This is a genomic window from Mycobacterium sp. H4Y, from assembly GCF_000364405.1.
In the GTDB taxonomy this organism is placed as follows: Bacteria; Actinomycetota; Actinomycetes; order Mycobacteriales; family Mycobacteriaceae; genus Mycobacterium; species Mycobacterium intracellulare.
This window is the reverse complement of sequence record NZ_AKIG01000001.1, coordinates 2,324,887-2,347,419: the sequence shown is the minus strand read 5'-3', so window position 1 is coordinate 2,347,419 and position 22,533 is coordinate 2,324,887. Positions and strand designations below refer to the sequence as shown.

Genomic DNA, 22,533 nt, shown 5'->3' with positions numbered 1-22,533 from the left:
TCGAAATGGCCGACGTGATCAAGGTGGCAGTTGCCGGTGCCAGCGGTTATGCGGGCGGTGAAATCCTGCGCCTGCTGCTCGGGCACCCGGCATTCGCCCAGGGGCGCCTGTCGATCGGTGCGCTGACCGCCGCGGCCAGCGCCGGCAGCACGCTCGCCGAGCACCATCCGCACCTGACGCCGCTGGCCCAGCGCGTTGTCGAGCCGACCGAGCCCGCCGTGCTCGCGGGCCACGACGTGGTGTTCCTGGGCTTGCCGCACGGCCATTCGGCCGCGCTGGCCTCTCAGCTCGGCCCCGACACCGTGATCATCGACTGCGGCGCGGACTTCCGGCTCACCGACGCCGCCGCCTGGGAGCGGTTCTACGGCACCCCCCACGCCGGCAGCTGGCCCTACGGGCTGCCGGAGCTCCCGGGCGCGCGCGAGCGGCTGCGCGGCGCGCGGCGCATCGCGGTTCCCGGGTGCTACCCGACCGCGGCGCTGCTGGCGTTGCTGCCCGCGGTGGCCTCAGACCTCGTCGAGCCCGCCGTCACGGTCGTCGCCGTCAGCGGCACCTCCGGGGCCGGGCGGGCCGCCAAGACCGACCTGTTGGGCGCCGAGGTCATCGGGTCGGCGCGCGCCTACAACATCGCCGGGGCGCACCGGCACACCCCGGAGATCGCCCAGGGCCTGGGGGCCGTCAGCGGCCGCGACGTGACGGTGTCGTTCACCCCGGTGCTGATCCCGACGTCGCGCGGGATCCTGGCCACGTGCACCGCCCGCACCCGTGCGTCGTTGCCGCAGCTGCGGGAGGCCTACGAAAAGGCTTACGACGCAGAGCCATTCATCTACCTGATGCCCGACGGTCAGCTGCCCCGCACGGGTGCGGTGATCGGCAGCAACGCGGCGCACATCGCCGTCGCGGTGGACGAGGCGGCCCAGACCTTCGTGGCGATCGCCGCGATCGACAACCTGGTCAAGGGCACGGCCGGGGCCGCCGTGCAGTCGATGAACCTGGCACTGGGTTGGCCGGAGACGGAAGGCCTTTCGGTGATCGGGGTGGCGCCGTGACGCGCACCGAGTTGCCGCGGTTGCTGCGCGAGCAGGGCGTCACCGCGCCGGCCGGATTCCGGGCGGCGGGCATCGCCGCCGGCATCAAGGCCTCGGGCAAGCGCGACCTGGCCCTGGTCTTCAACGAGGGCCCCGATTACGCGGCCGCCGGGGTGTTCACCCGCAACAGGGTCAAGGCCGCGCCGGTGCTGTGGAGCCAGCAGGTGCTGAGCACGGGCGCGCTGCGCGCGGTGATCCTCAACTCCGGCGGCGCCAACGCCTGCACCGGGCCGGGCGGGTTCGGAGACACCCACGCCACGGCCGAGGCCGTCGCGGCCGCCCTGTCGGACTGGGGAACCGAGACCGGGGCCATCGAGGTCGCGGTGTGCTCCACCGGGCTGATCGGTGACCGGTTGCCGATGGACAAGGTGCTGTCCGGCGTGCGCGCGATCGTGCAGGACATGGCCGGCGGCCTGTCCGGCGGCGACGACGCCGCCCAGGCGATCATGACCACCGACACCGTGCCCAAACAGGTTGCGCTGCACCACCCGGACAGCTGGACGATCGGCGGGATGGCCAAGGGCGCGGGCATGCTCGCGCCGTCGCTGGCGACCATGCTCTGCGTGCTGACCACCGACGCGGTCGTCGACGCCGCCGCGCTGGACTCCGCGCTGCGCCACGCCACCGCGCGCACCTTCGACCGGCTCGACATCGACGGCGCGTGCTCGACCAATGACACGGTGCTGCTGCTGGCCTCCGGGGCCAGCGGGATCGCGCCGGATCAGGGCGATCTCGACGACGCCGTGCTGCGTGTCTGCGACGACCTGTGCGCGCAGCTGCAGGCCGACGCCGAGGGCGTCACCAAGCGCGTCAACGTCACCGTCACCGGCGCCGCCTCCGAGGACGACGCCCTGGTCGCCGCCCGGACCATCGCCCGCGACAGCCTGGTCAAGACGGCGGCGTTCGGTTCGGACCCCAACTGGGGACGGGTGCTCGCCGCCGTCGGCATCGCGCCCATCGCCCTGGATCCCGATAGGATCACGGTGTCGTTCAACGGCTCCACGGTCTTCGCCGACGGGGTGGGGGCGCCGGGAGCGCGCGAGGTGGACCTCTCGGGAGCCGACATCGACATCGCCGTCGATCTGCGGCTCGGCGACGGCCGGGCCACCATCCGGACCACCGACCTGTCCCACGGCTACGTCGAAGAGAATTCGGCCTACAGCTCATGACCCGCGCCAGCGACTTATCCACCGCGGTCAAGGCGCAGGTGCTCGCCGAGGCGCTGCCCTGGCTCAAGCAGTTGCACGGCAAGATCGTCGTCATCAAGTACGGCGGCAACGCCATGACTGACGACACGCTGCGGCACGCGTTCGCCGCCGACATGGCGTTCCTGCGCAACTGCGGCGTGCACCCCGTCGTCGTGCACGGCGGCGGCCCGCAGATCAGCGCGATGCTGCGCCGGCTCGGCATCCAGGGTGACTTCAAGGGCGGATTCCGGGTCACCACACCGGAAGTGCTCGACGTGGCGCGGATGGTGTTGTTCGGCCAGGTCGGCCGCGAGCTCGTCAACTTGATCAACGCGCACGGGCCGTACGCGGTCGGCATCACCGGCGAGGACGCCCAGCTGTTCACCGCCGTGCGGCGCAGCGTCACCGTCGACGGCGTGGCCACCGACATCGGCCTGGTGGGCGACGTCGAGCGGGTCAATACCGCCGCGGTGCTGGATCTTATTGCCGCACGGCGCATTCCGGTGGTGTCGACGCTGGCGCCGGACGCCGAGGGTGTGGTGCACAACATCAACGCCGACACCGCCGCGGCGGCCCTGGCCGACGCGCTGCACGCCGAGAAGCTGTTGATGCTCACCGACGTCGAAGGCCTGTACACGAGTTGGCCCGACCGCGATTCGCTGGTCAGCGAAATCGACACGGCCACACTGTCGCAACTGCTACCCACGCTGGAGGCGGGCATGATTCCCAAGGTCGAGGCGTGTCTGCGGGCCGTGACCGCGGGCGTGCCGAGCGCGCACGTCATCGACGGCCGGGTCGAACATTGTGTGCTGGTGGAGCTTTTCACCGACGCGGGCACGGGCACCAAGGTGGTACCGGCATGAGTAATACCGACGCCCTGAAGCGGCGGTGGGAAGCCGTGATGATGAACAACTACGGCACCCCCGCGATGGCCCTGGCCAGTGGCGACGGGGCCGTGGTCACCGACGTCGACGGCAAGAACTACCTCGACCTGCTCGGCGGCATCGCGGTCAACATCCTGGGCCACCGCCACCCCGCGATCACCGAGGCCGTCACCCGGCAGATGGCGACGCTGGGCCACACGTCCAACCTGTACGCGACCGAACCCGGCATCGCTCTGGCCGAGGAACTGGTGGCCCTGCTGGGCGCGCCCGAGGAAACTCCGGCGCGGGTATTCTTCTGCAACTCCGGCACCGAGGCCAACGAGGTGGCCTTCAAAATGTCCCGGCTCACGGGCCGCACGAAACTGGTTGCCGCGCAAGAGGCTTTCCACGGCCGGACGATGGGATCGCTGGCGCTGACCGGCCAGCCGAGCAAGCGGGCGCCGTTCGCCCCGCTGCCCGGCGACGTCACCTACGTGCCGTACGGCGACGCCGCGGCGCTGGCCGCGGCGGTCGACGACGACACCGCGGCGGTGTTTCTGGAGCCGATCATGGGGGAGAGCGGCGTCGTCGTCCCGCCCGAGGGATACCTGGCCGCCGCGCGCGATGTCACCGCGCGGCACGGCGCCCTGCTGGTGCTCGACGAGGTGCAGACCGGGATGGGCCGCACCGGAACGTTTTTCGCCCACCAGCATGACGGCATCACCCCCGACGTGGTCACGCTCGCCAAGGGGCTCGGCGGCGGCCTGCCCATCGGGGCGTGCCTGGCCGTCGGGCGCGCCGCCGAGCTGATGACGCCCGGTCTGCACGGCAGCACCTTCGGCGGCAATCCGGTCTGCACCGCGGCGGCGCTGGCGGTGCTGCGGGTGCTGGCGTCCGACAACCTGGTCCGCCACGCCGAGGTGGTGGGCAAGTCGTTGCGGCACGGCATCGAGGGGCTCGGTCACCCGCTCGTCGACCACGTGCGCGGGCGCGGACTGCTGTGCGGGGTGGTGCTCACCGCGGCGCGGGCCAAGGACGCCGAGGCGGCCGCGCGCGAGGCCGGGTTCCTGGTGAACGCCGCCGCGCCCGACGTCATCCGGCTGGCGCCGCCGCTGATCATCACCGAAGGCCAGCTCGACGGGTTCATCGCCGCGCTGCCGGGCATTCTCGAAGGGGCCGCACGTGGTTAGGCATTTCCTGCGCGACGACGACCTGTCGCCCACCGAGCAGTCCGAAGTGCTGCAGCTGGCCGCCGAGTTGAAGAAGGACCCGTTCTGCGCGCGTCCCCTAGAGGGGCCGCGCGGGGTCGCGGTCCTGTTCGACAAGAACTCCACCCGCACCCGGTTCTCCTTCGAGGTGGGCATTGCCCAGCTCGGCGGGCACGCAGTCGTCGTCGACGCCCGCAGCACCCAGCTGGGCCGCGACGAGACCCTGGAGGACACCGCGCGGGTGCTGTCCCGCTACGTCGAGGCCATCGTCTGGCGCACGTTCGGGCAGGAGCGACTCGAGGCGATGGCCGGGGCCGCGACGGTGCCGGTGGTCAACGCGCTGTCCGACGAGTTCCACCCCTGCCAGGTGCTCGCCGACCTGCAGACCATCGCCGAACGCAAGGGAGCGCTGCGTGGCCTGCGGATGACCTACCTCGGCGACGGCGCCAACAACATGGCGCACTCGTTGATGCTCGGCGGGGTCACCGCCGGCATCCACGTCACGATCGCCGCCCCGGACGGCTTCGCCCCCGATCCGGCGTTCGTGGCCGCGGCCCGCCGGCGCGCCGAGGACACCGGCGCCTCGGTCACCGTCACCGCCGACGCCGGGGCGGCCGCTCGCGGCGCCGACGTCCTGGTCACCGACACGTGGACGTCGATGGGGCAGGAGGGCGACGGCCTGGACCGGGTCAAACCGTTCCGGCCGTATCAGATCAATGCCGACCTGCTGTCGCTGGCCGACCCGGAAGCCATTGTGCTGCATTGCCTTCCCGCTCATCGCGGCGACGAGATCACCGACGAGGTGATGGACGGCCCGGCCAGCGTGGTCTTCGACGAGGCCGAGAACCGGTTGCACGCCCAAAAAGCGCTGCTGACATGGCTTTTGGAGCGGCGGTCATGACCCGCGCGCCGGCGACGATGCAGGGCGCAGCGATGAGGAGGAGCGGCGCAATGACCCGTAGCAAGGCCACGCCCGAAACCACCCGGGCCGGGCGGCAGGACCGCATCGTGGCGATCCTGTCGTCGGCGTCGATCAGCAGCCAAAGCGAACTGGCGGCCCGGCTGGCCGGCGAGGGCATCGAGGTCACCCAGGCCACCCTGTCGCGCGACCTGGAGGAGCTGGGCGCGGTGAAGCTGCGCGGCGCCGACGGCGGGGTCGGCGTCTACATCGTTCCCGAGGACGGCAGCCCGGTGCGCGGCGTGTCGGGCGGCACCGCCCGGCTGTCCCGGTTGCTCGGCGAGCTGTTGGTGTCGGCCGACTCCAGCGCGAACCTCGCGGTGCTGCGCACCCCGCCCGGCGGTGCCAACTATTTGGCCAGCGCGATCGATCGCGCGGCGCTACCGTACGTCGTCGGCACCATCGCCGGCGATGACACCGTCTTCGTGGCCGCCCGAGAGCCGATGACCGGCGCCGAACTGGCCACCACATTGGAAAAACTCACGTAAGCGATTTCAACCTAAGGAGATTGGTTCATGTCAGAACGCGTCATCCTGGCGTATTCCGGCGGTCTGGACACCTCGGTGGCCATCAGCTGGATCGGCAAGGAGACCGGCCGTGAGGTCGTAGCGGTGGCGATCGACCTCGGCCAGGGCGGCGAAGACATGGAGGTCATCCGCCAGCGGGCCCTGGACTGCGGGGCGGTGGAGGCCGTCGTCGTCGACGCCCGCGACGAATTCGCCGAGGGTTACTGCCTTCCCACCATCCTGTCCAACGCCCTCTATATGGATCGCTACCCGCTGGTGTCGGCGATCAGCCGGCCGTTGATCGTCAAGCACCTGGTGGCGGCGGCGCGCGAGCACGGCGGCAGCATCGTCGCGCACGGCTGCACCGGCAAGGGCAACGACCAGGTCCGGTTCGAGGTCGGATTCGGTTCGCTGGCACCCGATCTCGAGGTGCTGGCGCCGGTCCGTGACTACGCCTGGACGCGCGAGAAGGCGATCGCGTTCGCCGAGGAGAACGCCATCCCGATCAACGTGACCAAACGCTCGCCGTTCTCGATCGACCAGAACGTGTGGGGCCGCGCGGTGGAAACCGGCTTCCTGGAACACCTTTGGAACGCGCCCACCAAGGACGTCTACGCCTACACCGAAGACCCCACGCTGAACTGGAGCACCCCCGACGAGGTGATCGTCGGGTTCGAGCGCGGCGTGCCGGTGACGATCGACGGCAAGCGGGTCTCGGTGCTGGGCGCCATCGAGGAGCTCAACACCCGCGCCGGCGCGCAGGGCGTCGGCCGCCTCGACGTCGTCGAGGACCGGCTGGTGGGCATCAAGAGCCGCGAGATCTACGAGGCGCCCGGCGCCATGGTGCTCATCACCGCGCACACCGAGCTCGAACACGTCACGCTCGAGCGCGAGCTGGGCCGGTTCAAGCGGCACACCGATCAGCGTTGGGCCGAGCTGGTGTACGACGGGCTGTGGTACTCCCCGCTCAAGGAGGCGCTGGAGAGCTTCGTCGCCAAGACCCAGGAGCACGTGACGGGCGAGGTGCGAATGGTGTTGCACGGCGGCCACATCGCGGTCAACGGGCGGCGCAGCGCCGAATCGCTGTACGACTTCAACCTGGCCACCTACGACGAGGGCGACAGCTTCGACCAGTCGGCCGCGAAGGGTTTCGTCTACGTGCACGGCCTGTCGTCGAAGATCGCGTCCCGCCGGGACCAGACGGTGACGGGGCCGGCCGAAGCGTGAGCACGCGCGAGGGGTCGCTGTGGGGCGGGCGGTTCGGCGACGGCCCGTCGGACGCGCTGGCCGCGCTGAGCAAGTCCACCCATTTCGACTGGGTGCTGGCTCCCTACGACATCGTCGCCTCGCGGGCGCACACGGTGATCCTGTTCCGGGCCGGGCTGCTGACCGAAGAGCAGCGCGACGGGCTGCTGGCCGGCCTGGACCAGCTCGCCTCCGACGTCGCCGACGGCAGCTTTGCGCCGTTGGTCACCGACGAGGACGTGCACGCGGCGCTGGAACGCGGGCTGATCGACCGCGTCGGACCGGAGCTGGGCGGGCGGTTGCGGGCCGGCCGGTCCCGCAACGACCAGGTGGCTACCCTGTTCCGGATGTGGCTGCGCGACGCGGTGCGCCGGGTCGCCGCCGGGGCGCTGGACGTCGTCGGCGCGCTGGCCGCCCAGGCCGCCGCCCACCCCGACGCCATCATGCCCGGCAAAACCCACCTGCAGTCCGCCCAGCCGGTGCTGCTGGCCCACCACCTGCTCGCGCACGCCCACCCGCTGCTGCGCGACGTCGACCGCCTCGCCGACTTCGACAAGCGGGCCGCGATCTCCCCGTACGGATCCGGGGCGCTGGCCGGGTCGTCGCTGGGCCTGGACCCCGGCGCGATCGCCGCTGAGCTCGGCTTCGCGGCCCCCGCCGACAACTCCATCGACGCCACCGCGTCCCGAGATTTCGCCGCGGAGGCGGCGTTCGTCCTCGCCATGATCGGCGTCGACCTGTCCCGGCTGGCCGAGGACGTCATCCTGTGGAGCTCGACCGAATTCGGCTACGTCACCCTGCACGACTCGTGGTCCACCGGCAGCTCGATCATGCCGCAGAAGAAGAACCCGGACATCGCCGAGCTGGCCCGCGGCAAGTCGGGTCGGCTGATCGGAAACCTGGCCGGCCTGCTGGCCACGCTGAAGGCCCAGCCGCTCGCCTACAACCGTGACCTGCAGGAAGACAAGGAACCGGTGTTCGATTCGGTGGCCCAGCTGGAGCTGGTGCTGCCCGCGATGGCGGGGCTGGTGGGAAGCCTGACGTTCGACGTCGACCGGATGGCCACCCTCGCGCCGGCCGGCTACACGCTGGCGACCGACATCGCCGAATGGCTGGTGCGCCAGGGGGTGCCGTTCCGCTCCGCGCACGAGGCCGCCGGTGCGGCCGTGCGCGCCGCCGAGCAGCGCGGCGTCGGGCTCGACGAGCTGACCGACGACGAGCTGGCCGCCATCAGCGGCGACCTGACACCGCAGGTTCGCGAGGTCTTGACGATCGAGGGCTCGGTGGCGTCGCGCGACGCGTGGGGCGGCACCGCGCCGGTCCGGGTCGCCGAGCAGATCGAAAACGTCCTGGCCAGCGCCGGAACGCTCAAAGAGCGGCTCGAGGACCGGGCGCGCGGGAGCCGTTGAGATGACGTCGGTTTCCGTGCCCCGCGCTGTCGCGCCGACTAGACTGCGGGCTCAAAGCGATCCGGATGAACGTTTCGGGCCGGATCCCCGTGACCAAGGGGTGGGAAACCAATGAGCGTCGTCGCCGGCGTCTTCGGTGCGCTACCGCCGCACCGTTATTCGCAGCGCGAGCTCACCGACTTCTTCGTCAGCATCCCCGAGTTCGCGGACTACGAAGACATCGTCCGGCAGCTGCACGCCAGCGCCAAAGTCGACAGCCGCCACCTGGTGCTGCCGCTCGAGCAATACCCCACGCTGACCGACTTCGGCATGGCCAACCGGATCTTCACCGAGCACGCCGTGAACCTCGGCTGCGAGGCGCTGTCCGGCGCGCTCGACGAGGCGGGACTGCGGGCGCAGGACGTCGACGTGCTGATCACGACGACCGTCACGGGGCTGACGGTGCCGTCGGTGGACGCCCGGATCGCCGCGCGGCTCGGCCTGCGCGACGACGTGCGCCGGGTGCCGCTGTTCGGCCTCGGCTGCGTGGCCGGAGCGGCCGGTGTCGCCCGAGCGAACGACTACCTGCGTGGCGCGCCCGACGCCGTCGCCGCCCTGGTCTCGGTCGAGCTGTGCTCGCTGACCTACCCCGGATACAAGCCGTCGCTGGCGGGGATGGTCGGCAGCGCCCTGTTCGCCGACGGCGCCGCGGCGGTGGTGGCCGTGGGCGACCGGCGCGCCGAACAGCTCGCCGCCGCCGGGCCCAGCGTGCTGGATTCGCGCAGCCACTTGTATCCCGATTCGCTGCGCACCATGGGCTTCGACGTGCGTTCGGGCGGATTCGAGCTCGTGCTGTCGAAGGACGTCGCGGCGGTCGTGGAGCAATACATCGAGGACGACGTCACCCAGTTTCTCGGCGCCCATGGCCTGACGCCGACCGACATCGGCGCGTTCGTCAGCCACCCCGGCGGACCCAAGGTCATCGAGGCGATCAACGCGGCGCTCAGCCTGCCGCCGGAGGCCCTCGAACTCACCTGGCGTTCGCTCGGCGAGATCGGCAATCTTTCGTCGGCGTCGGTGTTGCACGTGCTGCGCGACACCCTCGCCAAGCCGCCGCCGAGCGGAAGTCCCGGCCTGATGCTCGCGATGGGGCCGGGATTCTGTTCCGAATTGGTGTTGTTGCGTTGGCACTGATGGTCGCTCGTGTACCTCCGTTCCTGCCCTGAGGCGCCCTCTTGGGGCGGCGGGGAGGTTGTGACGGTGGGTCGACCGACGGCCCTTTGGAGGAGTCGGCGCTGTGAGTGACACGAAAGGCCGCGTTCGATGAACGGCAACACCGAAGAGCTCGTCCGGGCCCTTCGCCAATCGCTGAAGGAAAACGAGCGGCTCAAGCGCGAGAACCGCCAATACCTCGCCGCCACCACCGAACCGGTGGCGGTGGTGGGCATGGGATGCCGCTATCCCGGTGGGGTGGACTCGCCAGAGGCGTTGTGGGAGATGGTGGTTGAGGGCCGCGACGTCATCTCGGAGTTCCCGTCGGACCGCGGCTGGAGCCTGGCCGGGCTCTTCGATGCGGATCCGGACGCGGTCGGAAAGTCCTACGCGCGCTGCGGCGGGTTCCTCTCGGACGTCGGGGATTTCGACGCCGCCTTCTTCGGGATCGCGCCCAGCGAGGCGCTGGCGATGGACCCGCAGCAACGCCTGTTGCTCGAGGTGTCGTGGGAGGCGTTGGAGCGGGCCGGAATCGATCCCGTCACCCTGCGCGGTTCCTCGACCGGCGTGTTCGCCGGGATCTTTCACGGCTCCTACGGGGGACAGGGCCGGGTGCCGGGACACTTGGAGCGATACGGCCTGCGCGGCTCGACGCTCAGTGTGGCATCCGGGCGGGTGGCGTACTCGTTGGGGCTCGAGGGCCCGGCGGTCTCCGTCGACACGGCGTGTTCGTCGTCGCTGGTGGCCCTCCATTTGGCGGCGCAGTCGTTGCGTTCCGGTGAATGCGATCTGGCGCTGGCCGGCGGCGTGACGGTGATGGCCACGCCGGCGATGTTCATCGAATTCAGTCGCCAGCGGGCGCTGGCCGCCGACGGCCGCTGCAAGGCCTACGCGGGCGCGGCCGACGGCACCGGGTTTTCCGAGGGCGTCGGCGTGCTCGTGCTGGAGCGGCTGGCCGACGCGCGCCGGCTCGGGCATCCGGTGCTGGCCGTGATACGCGGGTCTGCGGTGAACCAGGACGGCGCGTCCAACGGGCTTGCGACGCCCAACGGGCCCTCGCAGCAACGGGTGATCCGGGCGGCGCTGGCCAACGCGCGGCTGGGCGCCGCGGACGTGGACCTGGTGGAGGGCCATGGGACCGGCACCACGCTCGGGGATCCGATTGAGGCGCAGGCGCTTCTGGCCACCTACGGGCAGGACCGGCCCGCGGACCGGCCGCTGTGGCTGGGGTCGATCAAATCCAACATGGGTCACACGTCGGCCGCGGCCGGCGCCGGCGGAGTGATCAAGATGGTGCAGGCGATCCGCCACGGCGTGATGCCCAAGACGCTGCACGTGGATGAGCCGACGCCGCACGTGGATTGGTCGGCCGGCGCGGTGTCGCTGCTGACCGAATCGCGGCCGTGGTCCACGCCCGACCGGCCGCGCCGCGCGGGCGTCTCGTCGTTCGGCATCAGCGGCACCAACGCGCACGTCATCGTCGAGCAGTATGCGCCGGAGCCCGAAAGCGACTCGCCCCCAGGCGATGACGTGGTGGTGCCGTGGGTCCTCTCGGCCCGGTCGGCCGAGGCGCTTGCGAACCAGGCGGCGCGGCTGCTGGCGCACGTGAAGGCCCACCCCGCGCTGCGGGTGGTCGACGTGGACTGGTCGCTGGTCGCGACGCGGTCGCGCTTCGAGCACCGCGCGGTGGTCGTGGGTGCCACCGGCGCGCAGCTGCTGCGGGGGCTGGCCGAGTTGGCGGCCGGCGAGCAGGGGGCAGGCGTCGCGGTGGGCCGGGCGCAGTCGCCCGGCAAGACGGTGTTCGTGTTCCCCGGCCAGGGCTCGCAATGGGCCGGCATGGGCGCCCAATTGCTGGACGGCTCAACGGTGTTCGCCGAGCAGCTGCACCGGTGCGCGGGGGCGCTCGCCGATCATGTCGACTGGTCGCTGATCGACGTCATCCGCGGCGCGCCGGGCGCGCCCGGACTGGACCGGGTGGACGTGGTGCAGCCGGCGCTGTGGGCGGTCATGGTGTCGCTCGCGGAGTTGTGGCGTTCGGTGGGCGTGGTGCCCGATGCGGTGATCGGTCATTCCCAGGGCGAAATCGCTGCGGCCTGCGTGGCGGGGGCGCTGTCGCTGGAAGACGCCGCCCGGGTGGTGGCGCTGCGCAGCAGGCTGCTGGTGGGGCTGTCGGGCCGGGGCGGCATGGTCTCGCTGGCCTGCGCCCTGCCGCGCGCCGAGCAGCTGATCGCGCCGTGGGATGAGCGATTGAATATCGCCACGGTCAACGGTGTTTCGGCGGTGGTGGTCTCCGGCGAGGTGGACGCGCTGACCGAATTGATGCGGCGGTGCGAAGCCGACAACATCCGCGCCCGCCGCATCGATGTCGACTACGCCTCGCATTCCGCCGCGGTGGACGCGATCCGCGAGCCGCTCGCCGCGGCGCTGGACGGCATTGCACCGCGGTCGTCCTCGGTCGCGTTCTTCTCCACCGTGACCGGTGAGCTCATGGACACCGCGGGACTGGACGCCGACTACTGGTTCCGCAGCATCCGGCAGACGGTGCAGTTCGAGCGGGCCGTCCGCGGCGCCTGCGAGGCGGGCTATCGGGCGTTCATCGAATCCAGCCCGCACCCCGTGCTGATGGCCGCCATCGAAGAGACCATGCCCGACGACGAACAGGGCTGCGTCATCCCGTCGTTGGGCCGCGACGACGGCGGCCCGGACCGCTTCTGGCTCTCGGCCGGGCAGGCGTTCGTGGCGGGCGTGGGTGTGGACTGGCGCGCCGCGTTCGACGGCCTGGGCGGCCGGCGTGTCGACCTGCCCACGTACGGGTTTGTGCGGCAACACTTTTGGCTTCCAGGCGGATCGACGGGCTCGTCTGACGCCGCCACCCTGGGGGTTAGCGGTGCCGAGCACGGGCTGCTCGGCGCGGTGGTGCCCCGGCCCGACTCCGGCGGTGTGGCGCTCACGGGCCGGGTGTCGACGGCCGCCCACCCCTGGTTGGCCGATCACGCGGTGGGCCAGACCGTCTTGTTCCCCGGCGCGGGATTCGTCGAGCTGGCCATCCGCGCGGGTGACGAGGTCGGCTGCGGCGTGCTCGACGAGCTGACCCTGTCGGCGCCCTTGGTGCTGCCCGCCGGCGACGGAGTGCAGGTGCAACTCGTGGTCGGGGCGGCCGACGAGTCGGGCCGGCGTCGGCTGTCGGTGTATTCGGATGCCGCGCAGCCGGGTTCGGAGTGGGTGTTGCACGCCGAGGGACTGTTGCGGCCGGGGGCGGTGACTCCGGCCGCGGACCTCTCGGTGTGGCCGCCCGTCGGGGCGACCGCGGTGGAGGTCTCGGGCGCCTACGCCGCGCTCGCCCGGCGCGGCTACGAATACGGCCGCGCATTCCAGGGATTGCGGGCGATGTGGCAGCGCGGGGACGAGCTCTTCGCCGAGGTCGCCGTGCCCGACGCCGCCGCGGCCGACGGCGGCTTCGGAATCCATCCCGTGCTGTTGGACGCCGCGCTGCAAGCGATCGGGGCCGCCGGCGAGCAGGACATGACCGTGTTGCCGTTCTCCTGGCAGGGCGTGTCGTTGCACGCGTCGGGCGCGGCGCGGGCGCGGGTACGGATCGCGCCCGCCGGCGCCGGGGCGGTCTCGGTGGAATTGGCGGACGGAGCGGGGCTGCCGGTGCTGTCGGTGGGCGCGTTGGCCATGCGCCCGGTCTCCGCCGAGCAATTGGCCACCGCGGCGGCACCCACGCAGCGCCCGCTCGCCCAGGGAGTGCTCGACCTGACCTGGTCACCGATCACGCTGGGCGGCGAGGACGACGGCGCAAAGGCCACGGTGTGGGAGTTGGCAGATCACGGCGGCGACGTGGTGAAGTCGGTGCACGCGGCGGCCGCCGAGGCCTTGGAGGTGCTGCAATCGTGGTTGCGCGCCGACGGCGACGGGGTGCTGGCCGTGCGGACCCGCGGCGCGGTCGCGCTTGCCGGCGAAGACGTTTCGGACCTTTCCGGCGCCGCGGTGTGGGGCCTGGTGCGCTCGGCGCAGGCCGAGCACCCCGGCCGCATGGTGCTGATCGACTCCGACGGGTCGCTGGATCCCCACGCGGTAATCGGTTGCGGTGAGCCGCAAGTGGTGGTCCGCGGGGGCGTCGCCTATGCGGCCCGGCTGCGGCTGGTGCGGGCGGACTCCGCGATCGGCCTGCCGGCCGGTGGCTGGCGGTTGGACGCCGGCGGCGAGGGCACCCTGGAGGACCTCGTCGTAAGCCCTTGCCCGCGAACCGAATTGATCGCGGGGCAGGTGCGGGTGGCGGTGGCCGCGGTCGGGGTCAACTTCCGCGATGTGCTGGTGGCGCTGGGGATGTATCCCGGCGGCGGCCAGCTGGGGGCCGAGGGCGCCGGTGTGGTCGTCGAGGTCGCCCCCGACGTGACCGGGTTGGCCGTCGGTGATCCGGTCATGGGGTTGTTGGGGGTCGTCGGCTCCGAGGCGGTGGTCGACCAGCGATTGGTGACACCGGTGCCCGACGGGCTGTCGCTGGTCGCGGCCGCCGGCGTGCCGGTGGTATTCCTCACCGCGCTGTACGGGTTGTCGGTGCTGGCGGGGCTGCGCTGCGGGGAGCGCGTGTTGGTGCACACCGCCACCGGGGGAGTGGGCATGGCCGCGGTGCAACTGGCGCGGCACTGGGGTGCGGAGGTGTTCGTCACCGCAAGCCGCGGCAAGTGGGATACCTTGCGCGCGATGGGATTCGACGACGACCACATCGGGGATTCCCGCACGCTCGAGTTCGAGGAGAAGTTCCGCGCGGTGGCGGGTGACCGCGCCTTCGATGTCGTGCTCAATTCCCTGGCCGGCGATTTCACCGACGCCTCGCTGCGGCTGTTGGCGCCCGGTGGGCGATTCATCGAGATGGGCAAGACCGACGTCCGCGACCCGCGCGTCGTCGCCGAACAATATGGGGGCGCCCAGTACCGGGCCTTCGACCTGTTGGAGGCCGGCCCGGACCGGACGGCGGCCATGCTGGCCGAGATCGTCGGATTGTTGACCCGCGGGGTCTTGACACCGTTGCCGCAGAAGACATTCGACGTCCGCTGCGCCGCGGCGGCCTACCGGTACGTCAGCCAGGCCCGCCACGTCGGCAAGGTCGCGCTCACCGTGCCGTCGGGGCCCGGCGAGGTGCTCAGCGGCTGCGGCGGCGGGCTGGCCGGGGGCAGTGTGGTGATCACCGGCGGCACTGGGATGGCCGGTTCGGCGCTGGCCCGCCACCTCGTCGACCGCTACGGGGTGGCCCACGTGGTGCTGGTCAGCCGGGCCGGCGCGGAGGCCCCCGGTGTCGCGGAACTGGTGGACGGGCTGAAGCGGGCCGGCGCCGACGTGTCGGTGGAGGCCTGCGACGTCGCCGATCCCGACGCGGTGGGGGCGATGCTTTCCCGGATACCGGCGCACTATCCGCTGCGCGGCGTCGTTCACGCCGCCGGGATCCTCGACGACGGGTTGATCTCGTCGCTGACCCCGGACCGGGTGGACGCGGTGCTGCGGGCCAAGGTCGACGGTGCCTGGAACCTGCACCAGCTCACCCGCGATCTGGATTTGTCGGCGTTCGTGGTGTTTTCGTCGATGGCCGGGATCGTGGGGACCCCGGGACAGGCCAACTACGCGGCGGCCAACAGCTTCCTCGACGGGCTGGCCGCCTACCGGCGCGCCCACGGCCTCGCGGGCCTGTCGCTGGCCTGGGGCCTGTGGGAACAGGCCTCGGCGATGACGGCGCACCTCGGCGACCGGGACAAGGCCCGGATGAGCAGGATCGGCCTGGCGCCGCTGCCCACCGGGCAGGCCTTGGCGGCCTTCGACGCCGCCATGCTGGTCGACCGTCCGGTGCTGGTGGCCGCCGCCGTGGACCGGGCCGACCTGTCGGACAACGTCGCCGCGCTGCCGCCGCTGCTGCGCGAACTCGCCGCCGGCCCGGCCCGGCGCGTGGTCGACGACACCGGCGCCGCCGCGTCCAGCACGGGTCTGAGCGCACGCCTGAACGGCCTGAGCCCCGAGGCCCGGCAGCGCGAATTGATCGACCTGGTTCGCGGCAACGCCGCGATGGTCCTGGGCGTGCCGAACCCGGCCGACATCAACGTCGGCCGCGCGTTCCAGGAGCTCGGCTTCGACTCGCTCACCGCGGTCGAGCTGCGTAACCGGCTCAAAAACGCGACGGGCCTTACCCTTTCGCCAACACTCATCTTCGACTACCCCACGCCGACCGTGCTGGCTGGGCACCTGGACACACAACTGGCGGGGGCCGGCACCGACGTGCAGCCGAACCTGATGGCCCGGGTCAACGACATCACCCGCGAACTGCAGGCGCTGCTGGGCGCGCCCGACTGGAATGCCGACGACCGCTCGGTGCTGCGGGCGCGCATCCACACCCTGCTCGGCGCCATTGCGCCCGCCGATCCGGCCGACTCCGAACACCTCGACGATGACCTCGATGCCGCCACCGAAAGCCAACTCTTTGCGATCCTCGATGAAGAACTCGGCCGCTGACACCCCGCCAGGAGCGGCAACGCCCGGCACCGCGCAGCACGTCGACTACCTGAAGCGCCTCACGGCGGATCTCAGGCGGACCCGGCGGCGCGTCGCCGAGCTGGAAGGCCAACTGTCCGAACCGGTCGCGGTGGTGGGCATGGCCTGCCGCTACGCCGGCGGCGTGGACACCCCGGAAGCCCTCTGGGAGCTGGTCGCCGAGGGGCGGGACACGGTGTCGGACTTCCCGCTCGATCGCGGCTGGGACGTCGAGGGCCTCTACGACCCGGACCCGGACGCGAAAGGCAAGATGTACACCCGCCACGGCAGCTTCCTGCAGCACGCGGGGGACTTCGACGCCGGGTTCTTCGGCATCGGGCCCAGCGAGGCGCTGGCCATGGACCCCCAGCAGCGGATGATGCTGGAGATCTGCTGGGAGGCGTTGGAGCGCGCGGGAATTGACCCCTTCGCGCTGCGCGGCACGGCGACCGGAGTCTTCGCGGGGGTCATTCACGCCGGGTATGGCGGCGAGGTGAAAGGCGAGCTGGAGGGCTACGGGCTCACGGGCTCGACCTTGAGCGTCACCTCGGGCCGGGTGTCGTACGTGTTGGGGCTGGAAGGCCCGGCGGTCTCGGTGGACACCGCGTGCTCGTCCTCGTTGGTCTCCATGCACCTGGCCGCGCAGTCGTTGCGGTCCGGGGAATGCGACCTGGCGCTGGCCGGGGGAGTGACCGTCATGGCGACCCCGGCGGCGTTCGTCGAATTCAGCCGGCAGCGGGCGCTGGCGCCCGACGGTCGCTGCAAGGTGTACGCCGGGGCGGCGGACGGGACTTCGTGGTCGGAGGGCGCCGGTGTGCTGGTGCTGGAGCGGCTGGCCGACGCGCGGCGCCTGGGACACCCGGTCCTGGCGCTGCTGCGGGGCACCGCGGTGAACCAGGACGGCGCGTCCAACGGCTTGACCGCACCCAACGGGCCGTCGCAGCAGCGGGTCATCCGGGCCGCGTTGGCCAACGCCGGACTGACGGCGGCGGACGTGGATGCCGTGGAGGGCCACGGGACCGGGACCGTGCTCGGGGACCCCATCGAGGCGCAGGCGCTGCTCGCGACGTACGGACAGGACCGCCCGGCGGACCGCCCGCTGTGGCTGGGATCGATCAAATCCAACATCGGCCACACCTCGGCCGCGGCGGGCGTGGCCGGGGTGATCAAGATGGTGCAGGCGATGCGGCACGGGGTGTTGCCCAGGACGCTGCACGTGGATGTCCCGTCGCCCCACGTGGATTGGTCGGCCGGGGCGGTGTCGCTGCTGACCGACCCGCGGCCCTGGCCGGATCACGACGGGCCGCGGCGGGCAGGCGTCTCCTCCTTCGGGATCAGCGGCACCAACGCCCACGTGATCGTCGAGCAGGCACCCGCCGAACCCAACGACGTGCCCGCGGCGCACGACGGCTCGAATCCCATTGTCCCGTGGGTGGTTTCGGCACGCTCGACCGACGCGCTGGCCGGTCAGGCCCAACGCCTGCTGGACCACCTGGGCGCCACACCGGATGTGCCCGCGGTGGACGTGGGCTGGTCGTTGGCGACCACCCGGGCGGCGTTCGAGCACCGCGCGGTGCTGATCGGCGCCGACCGTGCGGGCCTGTCAGCCGGCCTGGCGGGGTTGGCCGCGGGGGCGCCGGTCCCGGGCGCGATCACCGGGCGCACCCGCGCGGCGGGCAAGCGCGTGTTCGTGTTTCCCGGTCAGGGTTCGCAGTGGCTGGGCATGGGCGCGGCCTTGTACGAACGCTTTCCCGCGTTCGCCCAGGCTTTTGACGAGACGGTGACCGCGGTGGACGCCCACTGCCGGCTGCCGTTGCGCGAGGTGATGTGGGGCTCCGACGCGGAGTTGTTGCAGAGCACCGAATTCGCCCAGCCGGCGCTGTTCGCGCTGGAGATCGCGATGGCCGCGCTGTGGGAAGCCCTGGGCGTCACACCGGATGTGGTGATCGGCCACTCCGTGGGGGAGATCGCCGCGGCCTGCGTCGCGGGCGCGCTCTCGCTGTCCGACGCGGCGCGATTGGTCGCGAGCCGGGGCCGGTTGATGGCGCAGTTGCCGCCCGGTGGGGTGATGATGGCCGTGACCGCGACCGAGGCCGACGTGGCGCCGCTGCTGAACGGCGACGTCGGCATCGCGGCGGTCAACGGCCCGCAATCGCTCGTGCTTTCGGGCTCGGAGTCGGCGGTGAAGGTGGTCGCGGACCGGCTGGCGGCCGGGGGCGCCCGGGTGCGGCAGCTGGCGGTCTCGCACGCGTTCCACTCGCCGCTGATGGAACCCATGATGGGGGACTTCGCCGCGGTGGTGGCCGGCGTGTCGGCACGCGAGCCGCGGATCGCGTTGGTGTCCAACCTGACCGGGCAGCTGGCCGGGCCCGACTATGGGACGGTCGCGTACTGGGTTGACCATGTGCGCAAGCCGGTTCGGTTCGTCGACGGCGTGCAACTGGCCGAATCGCTAGGCGCCGGTGTGTTTTTAGAGGTCGGCCCCGGGGCGGCGATGACGGCCGCGGTCGACCAGTGCCTGACCACCGACCGCGCGATGTCGGTGGTGTCGATGGCCAAGGGCCGCCCCGAGGTCGACTCGCTGCTGTCGGCGGCCGGACAGCTGTTCGCGACAGGTTCGGACCTGGACTGGTCGGCGGCGTTCACCGGGCTGAGCGCGCGGCGCATCCCGTTGCCGACGTATGCCTTTGTGCGGCGCCGGTTTTGGCTGTCGAGCGATTCGGTGGGATCGGCGAACATCGCCAGCCTGGGTCTGACCGAGGCCGAGCACGCGTTGCTGGGGGCGGTAGTGGACCGGCCGGATTCCGGCGGTGTGGTGTTGACGGGCCGGCTGTCGACGGCCGCCCAACCGTGGCTGGGCGACCACGCCGTGGCCGGCACGGTGCTGTTCCCCGGGGCGGGCTTCGTGGAGCTGGCGTTGCGGGCGGGTGACGAGGTCGGCTGCTCGGTGATCGAGGAACTGACGCTGTCGGCACCGCTAGCGGTCCCGGTGGGCGGGGTCGTGCAGCTGCAGGTGGTGGTGGAGGCGGCCGACGGCACCGGAGCGCGGGCCGTCTCCGTGTATTCGCGTGCGGCGCAAACGGATTGGATTTTGCACGCCGAGGGCTTGTTGCGCGACGGCGCGACCACCCCGGTGACGGATCTGTCGGTGTGGCCCCCCGTCGGCGCCGAGGCGGTGGACGTGGCCGGCGCGTACGACGGCCTGGCGGACCGCGGCTACGGGTACGGCCCGGCCTTTCAGGGGTTGCGGGCCGTGTGGCGGCGGGGGGCCGAAACGTTCGCCGAGGTCGAGCTCCCGCAGCACGCCGGTGTCGCGACCGGCGGCTTCGGCATCCACCCGGTGCTGCTGGACGCGGCGTTGCACGCGCTCGGGGTGGCCGACGAGCGGATCGAGACCGTGTTGCCGTTCTCCTGGCAGGGCGTGAGCCTCTACGCCGCCGGTGCGTCGCGGGTCCGGGTGCGGCTGGCACCGGCGGGCACCGGCGCCGTGTCGGTCGACCTGGCCGACGCGTCGGGCCTGCCGGTGCTCTCGGTGCGGGAGTTGGTGACGCGCGCCGTGTCGGCCGACCAATTGAGGGCGGCGCTGGCGGCCCGCGCCGGGAGCGGCGAGCTCCTCGACGTGGTATGGTCGCCGATCTCGCTCCCGGGCAACGGGGTTGGCCAGGGCGTGACCGTATGGGAGCCGCCCCCCGGCGCTTCGATCACCGCGGTCTACACCGCGGCGCACGAGGCCCTCGGCGTCCTGCAGTCCTGGCTGTCCGGCGACGCGGCCGGGACGTTGGTGGTGCAGACCCGTGGTGCGGTGACCCTGTCCGCTGACGACGTCTCCGACCTGGCCGGCGCGGCCGTCTGGGGGCTGGTGCGCTCGGCGCAGGCCGAGCATCCGGGCCGCATCGTGTTGGTCGACACCGACGGCTCGTTGGACGTCGCGACGGTGATCGGTTGCGGCGAACCGCAATTGGTGGTGCGCGACGGCATCGCCCACAGTGCCCGGCTGAAGCCGGCCGGCCAGCGGGCGCTGTTGTCGCTGCCCGCGCCGCCGTCGGTGTGGCGGCTGGCCGCCGGCGACGCCGGGACGCTGGAGGATCTGGCGGTCCAGGAGTACCCGCCGGCGGAGCTGGAAGCCGGACAGGTGCGGGTGGCGGTGGCCGCGGCCGGGGTGAATTTCCGGGACGTGCTGGTGGCGCTGGGCATGTATCCCGGTGCCGCGCAGTTGGGTGCCGAGGGCGCCGGCATCGTGACCGAAGTCGGTTCCGGCGTCACCGATGTGGCCGTCGGCGACGCGGTGATGGGGATCTTCGGGCTGGCGGGCTCGGAGGCGACCGTCGATCGGCGGCTGGTCACGCGGGTGCCGCGGGGCTGGTCGATGGCTCAGGCCGCCGGCGTGCCGGTGGTGTTCCTGACCGCGTACTACGGGCTCTCGGTGTTGGCCGGATTGCGGGCGGGCCAACGGGTGCTGGTGCACGCGGCCACCGGCGGGGTCGGCATGGCCGCGGTGCAGCTGGCCCGGCATTGGGGCGCGGAGGTATTCGCGACGGCCAGTCGCGGCAAATGGGACACGCTGCGCGCCATCGGTTTCGACGATGCCCACATCGCGGATTCGCGGACGCTGGAGTTCGAGCACAAGTTCCGCGCGGCGGTGGGCGCCGGGGGCTTCGGCGTGGTGCTCAACTCCCTGGCCGGTGAATTCAACGATGCGTCCCTGCGGCTCTTGGGCCGGGGTGGTCGTTTCATCGAGATGGGCAAGACCGACCTGCGTGATCCGGATGTCGTCGCGCACGCCCACCCCGGGGTGGGGTACCGCGCCTTCGACCTGATGGAGGCCGGCCCGGATCGAATCGCGGAGATGCTGGCCGAATTGATGACGTTGTTCGCCGGTGGGGCCCTGGCGCCGTTGCCGGTCAAGGCTTTCGACGCGCGTAGCGCCGCCGACGCCTACCGCTTTGTCAGCCAGGCCCGTCACATCGGCAAGGTCGTGCTCACCATGCCGGACGGCCCCGCGGGGCTGGCGGGCGGGACCGCGCTCATCACCGGCGGCACCGGCATGGCGGGGTCGGCGGTGGCTCGCCACCTCGTCGAGCGGCATCGGGTGCCCCACGTGATGCTGGTCAGTCGCGGCGGGGAGCAGGCGGCCGGAATCGCCGAGCTGGCAGGCGAATTGCGCGACCTGGGCGCCTCGGTGTCGGTGGTGGCCTGCGATGTCGGCGACCGGGACGCGGTCGCGGCCCTGCTGGCGCGGGTGCCCTCGCACTACCCGCTGCGGTCGGTGTTCCACGCCGCGGGGGTGATCGACGACGCGATGGTCGCGTCATTGACTCCCGCGCGTATCGACGCGGTGTTGCGCGCCAAGGTTGACGGCGCGTGGCACCTGCACGAGCTGACCAAAGAACTGGACCTGGCCGCGTTCGTGGCCTTTTCGTCCATGGCCGGCATCGTGGGTGCGCCGGGTCAGGGCAACTATGCGGCGGCCAACAGCTTCCTCGACGCGCTGGCGGCCCATCGCCACGCCCGGGGACTGCCGGGATTGTCGGTGGCGTGGGGGATGTGGGAAGAGCCGTCGGCGATGACGCACCACCTCGGCGAGGCCGATCGGGCCAGGATGAGCCGGGCCGGGCTGAGCGCGTTGTCCACCCGGCAAGCGCTGGACCTGTTGGACGCCGCGCTGCTCGGCGACCGGCCCATGGTGGTGGGCACCCGCCTCGACCGGGGCGCGCTGGCGCACCACAGCGCCACGCTGCCGCCGCTGCTGAGCCAGCTGGCCACCCGCCCCGCCCGGCGGGTCCTCGAGCACACCGACATGGTGTCCCTGACGGGCCTGCGGGCGCGCCTGGACGGCCTGAGTCCCGAACAGCGACAAGCCGAATTGGTGGAACTGGTCTGCGGCAACGCGGCCACGGTACTGGGGCACACCACCGCCGACGTCAACGCCGACGACGCGTTCGGTGACCTCGGTTTCGACTCGCTGACCGCCGTCGAACTGCGAAACCGGCTCAAAATCGCTACCGGGCTAACCCTGTCACCCACGCTGATCTTCGATCACCCCACGCCGGCCGCCTTGGCCGAACACCTCGGAACCGAACTGGCCACCGGCTCCGTCGCCGCCCCGGCCACCGAGCCCGATCGCATCGCCCGGTTCGACGACATCGCGCGGGAACTGCAGGCACTGCTGGGCCGGCCCGGGCTGAGCCCCGCCGACCGGGCACAGCTCGTCGCCCGGCTCGAGGGTCTGCTGGCGACGGCGACCGGCCCGACGCCGTCCGCGCTGCCCGATCAGCCTGAGGACGCGTTCGACGACGACCTCGCCACCGCCACCGAGAGTCAGCTCTTTGCCATCCTCGACGACGAAGTCGGCCCCTGAC

At 71.8% G+C, this 22,533-nt stretch carries 11 protein-coding genes; all 11 read left to right on the top strand.

Translation table 11 applies throughout. From position 1 onward, the window contains the following. Nucleotides 1–5: 5 nt before the first annotated feature. Nucleotides 6–1,049 (top strand): N-acetyl-gamma-glutamyl-phosphate reductase, encoded by a 1,044-nt coding sequence (argC, locus tag W7U_RS10260; RefSeq protein WP_008257627.1) that lies wholly within the window; start codon nt 6–8, stop codon nt 1,047–1,049. Continuing rightward, a complete protein-coding gene (argJ, locus tag W7U_RS10255) occupies nt 1,046–2,257 on the top strand; it encodes a bifunctional glutamate N-acetyltransferase/amino-acid acetyltransferase ArgJ (protein ID WP_008257626.1) in 1,212 nt (403 codons plus the stop codon). Before argC ends, argJ begins: the two co-directional genes overlap by 4 nt. After that, nucleotides 2,254–3,138 carry an acetylglutamate kinase gene (gene argB, locus W7U_RS10250; RefSeq protein WP_008257625.1) on the top strand — a complete coding sequence of 295 codons (885 nt, stop codon included), beginning with the start codon at nt 2,254–2,256 and terminating at the stop codon, nt 3,136–3,138. Before argJ ends, argB begins: the two co-directional genes overlap by 4 nt. After that, on the top strand, nt 3,135–4,328 hold the full coding sequence (locus tag W7U_RS10245; protein WP_008257624.1) for an acetylornithine transaminase: 1,194 nt from the start codon (nt 3,135–3,137) through the stop codon (nt 4,326–4,328). Before argB ends, W7U_RS10245 begins: the two co-directional genes overlap by 4 nt. After that, complete coding sequence (gene argF, locus W7U_RS10240; RefSeq protein ID WP_008257623.1) at nt 4,321–5,247, top strand: ornithine carbamoyltransferase; 927 nt, start codon at nt 4,321–4,323, stop codon at nt 5,245–5,247. The genes W7U_RS10245 and argF overlap by 8 nt, the downstream gene beginning before the upstream one ends. Nucleotides 5,248–5,297: 50 nt before the next feature. After that, entirely contained in the window at nt 5,298–5,792 is a 495-nt protein-coding gene (locus W7U_RS10235; protein WP_008257622.1) for an arginine repressor, read from the top strand. Between the two features lie 27 nt (nt 5,793–5,819). Further along, complete coding sequence (locus W7U_RS10230) at nt 5,820–7,037, top strand: argininosuccinate synthase (protein ID WP_008257621.1); 1,218 nt, start codon at nt 5,820–5,822, stop codon at nt 7,035–7,037. Then, on the top strand, nt 7,034–8,464 hold the full coding sequence (argH, locus tag W7U_RS10225; RefSeq protein WP_008257619.1) for an argininosuccinate lyase: 1,431 nt from the start codon (nt 7,034–7,036) through the stop codon (nt 8,462–8,464). The genes W7U_RS10230 and argH overlap by 4 nt, the downstream gene beginning before the upstream one ends. Before the next feature lie 111 nt (nt 8,465–8,575). Beyond that, a complete protein-coding gene (locus W7U_RS10220) occupies nt 8,576–9,637 on the top strand; it encodes a 3-oxoacyl-[acyl-carrier-protein] synthase III C-terminal domain-containing protein (protein WP_008257616.1) in 1,062 nt (353 codons plus the stop codon). A gap of 129 nt (nt 9,638–9,766) precedes the next feature. Next, entirely contained in the window at nt 9,767–16,156 is a 6,390-nt protein-coding gene (locus W7U_RS10215; protein ID WP_008257613.1) for a type I polyketide synthase, read from the top strand. Then, nucleotides 16,137–22,532, top strand: a complete 6,396-nt coding sequence (locus W7U_RS10210; protein WP_008257611.1) for a type I polyketide synthase — start codon at nt 16,137–16,139, stop codon at nt 22,530–22,532. Before W7U_RS10215 ends, W7U_RS10210 begins: the two co-directional genes overlap by 20 nt. Nucleotide 22,533: the final 1 nt, after the last annotated feature.

Excerpts from the sequence above, each read along its gene's own strand:
- argC (WP_008257627.1), top strand. The coding sequence starts at position 6 with ATGGCCGACGTGATCAAGGTGGCAGTTGCCGGTGCCAGCGGTTATGCG.
- W7U_RS10220 (WP_008257616.1), top strand. The coding sequence starts at position 8,576 with ATGAGCGTCGTCGCCGGCGTCTTCGGTGCGCTACCGCCGCACCGTTAT.
- W7U_RS10235 (WP_008257622.1), top strand. The coding sequence starts at position 5,298 with ATGACCCGTAGCAAGGCCACGCCCGAAACCACCCGGGCCGGGCGGCAG.
- W7U_RS10210 (WP_008257611.1), top strand. The coding sequence starts at position 16,137 with ATGAAGAACTCGGCCGCTGACACCCCGCCAGGAGCGGCAACGCCCGGC.
- W7U_RS10230 (WP_008257621.1), top strand. The coding sequence starts at position 5,820 with ATGTCAGAACGCGTCATCCTGGCGTATTCCGGCGGTCTGGACACCTCG.
- W7U_RS10215 (WP_008257613.1), top strand. The coding sequence starts at position 9,767 with ATGAACGGCAACACCGAAGAGCTCGTCCGGGCCCTTCGCCAATCGCTG.
- argB (WP_008257625.1), top strand. The coding sequence starts at position 2,254 with ATGACCCGCGCCAGCGACTTATCCACCGCGGTCAAGGCGCAGGTGCTC.
- W7U_RS10245 (WP_008257624.1), top strand. The coding sequence starts at position 3,135 with ATGAGTAATACCGACGCCCTGAAGCGGCGGTGGGAAGCCGTGATGATG.